The sequence below is a fragment of the Bartonella sp. AA86SXKL genome (genome assembly GCF_042196885.1).
This window is the reverse complement of the sequence record NZ_JBHIRE010000214.1, coordinates 1-854: the sequence shown is the minus strand read 5'-3', so window position 1 is coordinate 854 and position 854 is coordinate 1. Positions and strand designations below refer to the sequence as shown.

General features: G+C 37.7%; 2 protein-coding genes. One reads left to right on the top strand and one right to left on the bottom strand.

All coding sequences use genetic code 11. The features are described 5' to 3' along the window. Positions 1-177: cytidylyltransferase domain-containing protein (locus ACFIO5_RS11050; protein ID WP_375705428.1), on the bottom strand; the 177-nt coding region annotated here is incomplete at its 3' end. A gap of 106 nt (positions 178-283) precedes the next feature. Here ACFIO5_RS11050 and ACFIO5_RS11045 point away from each other — a divergent pair. Further along, a partial coding sequence (locus ACFIO5_RS11045) for a c-type cytochrome (RefSeq protein WP_375705427.1) occupies positions 284-854 on the top strand: 571 nt, incomplete at its 3' end.

Below are 854 nucleotides of genomic sequence, written 5' to 3'. Positions count from 1 at the left end.
GACTTTGGCGATATTGTTATGATCTGTTGCAACGATAACACGCCCGAATGCGGCTTTTCTTGCCTGTTCAGCAACATGAACAATCATTTGCTTTCCAGCAATCGCTGCCAGAGCTTTTTGAGGAAGACGGGTTGAGCCTATACGAGCGGGAATAAGAATAATTGGTTCAAGAGCCATTGCAAAATTCCAAATATCGTGTGTATGATGTGTTTATAATGTTGTGTATTATATGGAAAAAGCTTAAACTAAAAGCGGGAATGACAATATAAATGTTTGAATTTTTATGAATCGCTCAAAAATTGTCTATTTTGTTTTTGCTTGCTTATTTTTGCTGATTATCTTGGTGGGAATTTTAAGCTACAAGATTTATGATAATTCTGCGTCGGTTCAACCTTCTAAATTTACAAATAATTATAGACTCAAAGAAAAACAGCAGACATTTGATATTTCTTTATCATTAAATGATCGTCTTCAACGAGCCAATATTGAAAATGGACGTAAGATTTTTCGTCAATGTGGTCTGTGCCATACCTCGGGGCGTCATGAATCTAATCGTGTTGGTCCAGCACTTTGGGGGATCATTGACCGTCCTTTGGCAGCTAAGACAGATTTTGCTTATTCACGTGTATTGCGTGCAAATTCTGATCAGAGATGGGATTTTATGACTTTGGATCGTTATCTGCAATCACCACGTGAAGCGTTTCCAGGGACGATTATGTTTTTTCGTGGGATCAAAAATGATCAAGATCGTTCTGATCTTTTGCTTTATTTACGCAGTTTATCGGATCATCCTGTTCCCTTGCCCATGGGTAAGAAAGAAGGCAAATTCGATCAAAGAAAAGATAAACCATTTC